5 protein-coding genes and 1 tRNA gene are annotated in these 4,676 nt (G+C 68.5%); 4 read left to right on the top strand and 2 right to left on the bottom strand.

What is annotated here, in order from left to right; genetic code table 11:
- Nucleotides 1-98 precede the first annotated feature (98 nt).
- Nucleotides 99-1,334: a cation:proton antiporter gene (locus G6026_RS08895; protein ID WP_182612955.1), complete on the top strand. Its 1,236-nt coding sequence runs from the start codon at nt 99-101 to the stop codon at nt 1,332-1,334.
- Nucleotides 1,335-1,348: 14 nt separating this feature from the next.
- Here G6026_RS08895 and G6026_RS08890 read toward each other — a convergent pair whose 3' ends face one another.
- Nucleotides 1,349-2,578, bottom strand: a complete 1,230-nt coding sequence (locus G6026_RS08890; protein ID WP_182612954.1) for an Ig-like domain-containing protein — start codon at nt 2,576-2,578, stop codon at nt 1,349-1,351.
- A gap of 203 nt (nt 2,579-2,781) precedes the next feature.
- On the opposite strand from G6026_RS08890, the gene G6026_RS08885 reads away from it, so the two are divergent.
- A tRNA-Lys gene (locus G6026_RS08885) sits at nt 2,782-2,854 on the top strand.
- 95 nt (nt 2,855-2,949) lie between these two features.
- Here G6026_RS08885 and G6026_RS08880 read toward each other — a convergent pair.
- The gene (locus G6026_RS08880; protein WP_107756019.1) at nt 2,950-3,222 is read right to left on the bottom strand and encodes a DUF3618 domain-containing protein; all 273 of its coding nucleotides are present in this window, start codon (nt 3,220-3,222) and stop codon (nt 2,950-2,952) included.
- Between the two features lie 149 nt (nt 3,223-3,371).
- Between G6026_RS08880 and G6026_RS08875 the strand changes: the two genes are divergently transcribed.
- Both G6026_RS08875 and G6026_RS08870 read left to right on the top strand, forming a co-directional pair.
- Nucleotides 3,372-3,872 (top strand): peroxiredoxin, encoded by a 501-nt coding sequence (locus G6026_RS08875; RefSeq protein ID WP_182612953.1) that lies wholly within the window; start codon nt 3,372-3,374, stop codon nt 3,870-3,872.
- Nucleotides 3,873-3,880: 8 nt separating this feature from the next.
- On the top strand, nt 3,881-4,591 hold the full coding sequence (locus tag G6026_RS08870; protein WP_182612952.1) for a TetR/AcrR family transcriptional regulator: 711 nt from the start codon (nt 3,881-3,883) through the stop codon (nt 4,589-4,591).
- Nucleotides 4,592-4,676 lie beyond the last annotated feature (85 nt).

Below are 4,676 nucleotides of genomic sequence, written 5' to 3'. Positions count from 1 at the left end.
CTCCGTCGGCGAGGCCCGCCGCGGGAGTAGAGGGACCGATGGCGCGGCCGCCCGGGGTTGCCTAGGGTTCCGGTGGACCGGACTGACCTGGAGGCCACGTGTCCACACTCGATCTGTTGCTCGCGACGGTCGGCGCGCTCGGCGTCGTGATCGTCGCGGTGTCCGCGCGACTCCACCGGTGGCCCGTGTCGGAGCCCCTCATCGCGCTCGGGGTCGGCATCGTCCTGGGGCCGGCGGTCGCCGGGGTTCTCGACGTCCCCGACATCGTCGCCGACCCCTCGACGCTCCATCGCGGCGCGGAGATCCTTCTCGCCGTCTCCGTGATGGGTGTGGCGCTGCGTTATCCCTTCTCGGCGATACGACGTCACTGGCGGCGTCTGGCCCTCCTGCTGCTGGTGGTGATGCCGGCGATGGCGCTCATCTCCACCGGTCTGGCGATCTGGGCGCTGGGCATCCCCATCGCGGTGGCGTTGCTCTTCGGCACCGCGATCTGCCCCACGGACCCCGTTCTGTCCTCCGCGGCGGTGACCGGCGACGCCGCCGAGCGGGACCTGCCCGAAGACGACCGGCAGCTGCTCTCACTCGAATCGGGGGCGAACGACGGATTGGCCCTTCCTCTCGTCGTGATCGCGCTCGCCGTGGCGACCCCGCTCACCGCCGGGCAGGCCGCCCTGGAGATCGGCTGGCAGATTCTCGGGGCCCTGGCGTTGGGTGTTCTCGCCGGGGTGGCGGCGGCCAAGGCCCTCCATTTCTCGGAGCGCCACGACGCCGCCGAGAACGGCCCGATTCTCATGTTCACCCTGCTGTTGGCCCTCCTGGTCCTGGGCTGCTCGGGCCTGCTGGGAGTCAACGGGGTGTTCGCCGCGTTCGTCTCGGGACTGGCCTTCAACCTGACCAGTGCCGGAAACGAGAGGCGGGTGGAGGTGGAGATCGACGAGGCGATCAACCAGTTCGCGGTCCTACCGTTCTTCCTGGCCCTGGGGGCGATGCTGCCGTGGGCGGAGTGGGCGCGGTTGGGGTGGGGAGCGGTGCTGCTCACCGTCGCGGTGCTCGTACTCCGGCGTCCGCCGGTGCTTCTCGCCCTCATGCGTCCCCTCGGACTGCGCGTTCGCGATGCCGCGTTCCTCGGCTGGTTCGGTCCGGTCGGCGTCGCGGCGGTGTTCTACCTGACCGAGGAGGCGTCCCGGGCGGGTCCGGATTCGCTGCTGCTCGGCGTGGGCACCCTCATCGTGGTGGCCAGCACCCTCGCCCACGGCGTTACCGCGGCTCCCGGTCGTGCGGTGTTCAGAGCCGCCGGTCGACGCGACGACCGGGCCACCGATCACTCCTGCTGAGGGTGCTGCGCACGTCAGGCGGTGCCCGCGTCCGCGTTCCCGGCCTTCCAGGTCTCCCACGGGATGTTCCAGTCACCCAGGCCGTCCCACCCCGGCAGCGTCGGGCCGACCGTGCCGGAGACCTCGAAGATGTCGCCCCGCTTGGCGTTGTCGTAGAACCACTTCGCATCGGCCGTGGTGACGTTGAGGCACCCGTGGCTGACGTTCTGGCTGCCCTGGGCCCAGACGGACCACGGCGCGGCGTGGACGAAGATGCCGCTGTACGACATCCGCGTGGCGTACTGCACCGGGGTGCGGTAGCCGTCCGGCGAGTCGACCGGAACGCCGTAGGTCGAGGAGTCCATCACCATGGAGGCCAACTTCTCCCCGATCACGTACGTGCCGTTCGGCGTCGGGGTGTCGGCCTTGCCCATCGAGGTGGGCATGGTCTTGATCACCTCGCCGTTGCGCTCGACCACGATCTGCTTGGTCGAGTCGTCGACCCGGGAGATGACCGCGTCACCGATCTGGAAATCGCTGCGCACGTTCTCCTGGCCGTACATCCCGCCGCCCAGGTCCTTGCCGTAGATGTCCACGTCGACGTCGATCGTGGTTCCCGGCGCCCAGTACTCGGCCGGACGCCACCGGACCTCCTGGTTGGACACCCAGTAGAAGGCACCCTCCACCTCTGGCTCGGTCCGGATGTGGATGTTGTCCTGCGCCGCGCGACGGTCCGCGATCGGCTCGTCGAACATCACCGCCACGGGTTGGCCGATGCCCACCGTCGCACCCTGACCCGTCGTGAGATACGCGGCGGTGAGGACACGGGGAGTGACGGTGCTGAACGTAACGGTGCTCCGGGTGACCAGACCGGCGTCGTCGGTCGCGGTGGATTCCAGCGTGTACTCGCGGCTGTATCCAAGGTCTTCGGTGGTCCGCCACTCGGTGAGATCCGGGTTGAACTCTCCCTGGACCTGCACGCCCTCCGGGTTGCGCATGACCACCGAATCGAAACGGCCGTCTCTGGCGGTGAGCACCACCGGCTCCGCGGGGTTGGCGTCGAGCGACCCGTCCTCCACGGAGACGTCGATCACCGCGGACGGCTCCGCGGGGGCCTCGGCGACCTGGCCGTCGTCCGCTCCCCCTGACCCGATGGTGCACCCTGTCAACACGAGGGAGCCCGCGAACACGGCGGCCAGCGCGATCCGGGATCTCGACCGCGCGCGGGCCCGGCGTCTGGTCCGATCCGTGTGGCGCACGTTCACTAATGGCCCCTTCCGAGCGTCATGTCCCTTCAGACCATGAACTGAGCCAGAGGGATGTCTTCACAAGTATGCATGCGTCCGCCACTGCATTTCATATCGAATTGATAAAGGATCACCGCCTCCTGGCCCGTCTACCCCCGTCCTGACCAGGCGATTTCGTGTTGACGGCGGGGCCCTGTTACTGTTTCTCTCGCACCACGCGGGCGCCATTAGCTCAATTGGCAGAGCAGCTGACTCTTAATCAGCGGGTTCGGGGTTCGAGTCCCTGATGGCGCACAGAAGCGAGAGGCCCTCCCCGGTCGGGGAGGGCCTCTCGTCGTCGTGGTTCCGGTGAGCGGGCCCGGCGCGGTGAGCGGGCCGGGCGCGCCGACTCAGGCCCGGCGCGCCTCGAGATAGGCCTCGATGCGACGACGCTCCTTGCGCTTGTTGGCGATCGACACCGAGATGCCGCCGAGGATCAGCGCCGCCACTCCGCCGAGCACTGCGAGTACCCGGGGATCGGTGAGGGCGGCAACGGCCCTCTCCTTACCCTCTTCGGCCAGGTTCTTGGGATTGACCCGGTCGACGATCTCGTCCAACGTCGTCGCGAGATCGTCACGCGCCTTGGCGATGTCGCCTTCGATGCTGTCGTAACTCCTGGACACGAGACCTCCGTCAATCGCTCGTCACGCGGCTGGCCGCGGATTCTGGACCCCGCCCACGGTACTGCACCCGCCGATGATCCGCGCCCGCGCGCCGACGCATCGGATAGGTTGGTGTGATCACAGACCCCGACCCGACTCCAGGAGCACCGGTGACCACACCACGGCTCGAGGTGGGCCAGACCGCCCCCGACTTCACCCTCCCCGACGCCGACGGAAACCCCACGTCGCTGCAGGACCTGCTCACCGCGCACGGGCGCGTGGTCGTGTACGTCTACCCAGCCGCTCTGACGCCCGGCTGCACCACCGAGACCGTGGACTTCGAGGGAGCCCTCCAGGAACTGCGGGAGGCCGGTATCGGGGTGGTGGGGGTGTCACCCGACGCGCCGGAGAAGCTCCAGCGCTTCCGGGACAAGCACGGCATCACATTCCCTCTGCTGTCCGATCCGGACAAGACCATGCTCACCGAGTGGGGCGCGTTCGGCGAGAAGAAGAACTACGGCAAAACCGTGATGGGCGTGATCCGCTCGACGTTCGTCGTGGAGTCCGACGGAACCCTCTCCCTGGCCCGGTACAACGTCCGGGCCAAGGGTCACGTGGCCATGCTCTCCAAGCTCCTCGGCGTGGACCTGCCCGAACCCGCGGAGGGCTGAGTTCACCCATGCCGGCCGAACCGCACGAGCGGATGCAGGACCAGACCCCGGACTCTGTTGACGAGGCCGTCCAGGATGAACCGAACATCCTGGTGCCCCGGCGCCGGCCCATCCAGGAGAGGAGCCGGCGCAAGTTTCAGGCACTGCTGTCCTCCGCCCGCGATGTGCTGGTCGAGGTGGGATTCGATTCGTTCACCTGCGAAGAGGTGGCCTCCCGCGCGGGAGTGCCGATCGGGACGCTGTACCAGTTCTTCGCCAACAAATACGTGCTGGTGTGCGAGCTGGACCGCCAGGACGCGCACAGCGTGATCGAGGAGGTCGAACGCTTCGCGCAGAAGATCCCCGCGCTGGACTGGCCGGAGCTGCTCAACGACTTCCTCGACCACCTGGCGGATCTGTGGCTGCGCGATCCCTCCCGGCGAGCGGTCTGGCTGGCCACGCAGGCCACCCCTGCCACTCGAGCCACCGCCGCGGTCAACGAGCGCGAGCTGGCCAGGATGATCGCCAGCGTGCTCGCCCCGCTCATGCCGTCCACCGAACGGCAGCGCCGCGCCTTCATGGCCGAGGTGCTGGTCCACGTGTCCTATTCGATGCTCAACTTCTCCGTCAGCGCCGGCTCCGCCACGGGCGAGGACATCCACGACGCCACCGTCACCGAACTCAAGCGGATGCTCACCGCGTATCTCTGGCTGGCGGAGAAGGAGGCCCAAGCGGACTGACGCCGTCGGCACAGGCGGCGCTTCGCCCCTCGGATTCGCCTGCGCCCCCGGAGGTACGCGGGCGCATCGCGGTCCGAGGGGCGTA

The organism is Dietzia sp. DQ11-38-2 (assembly GCF_014145055.1).
Taxonomy (GTDB): Bacteria; Actinomycetota; Actinomycetes; order Mycobacteriales; family Mycobacteriaceae; genus Dietzia.
The sequence above is the reverse complement of the archived record's forward strand: the minus strand, read 5'-3'. Positions and strand labels throughout refer to the sequence as shown.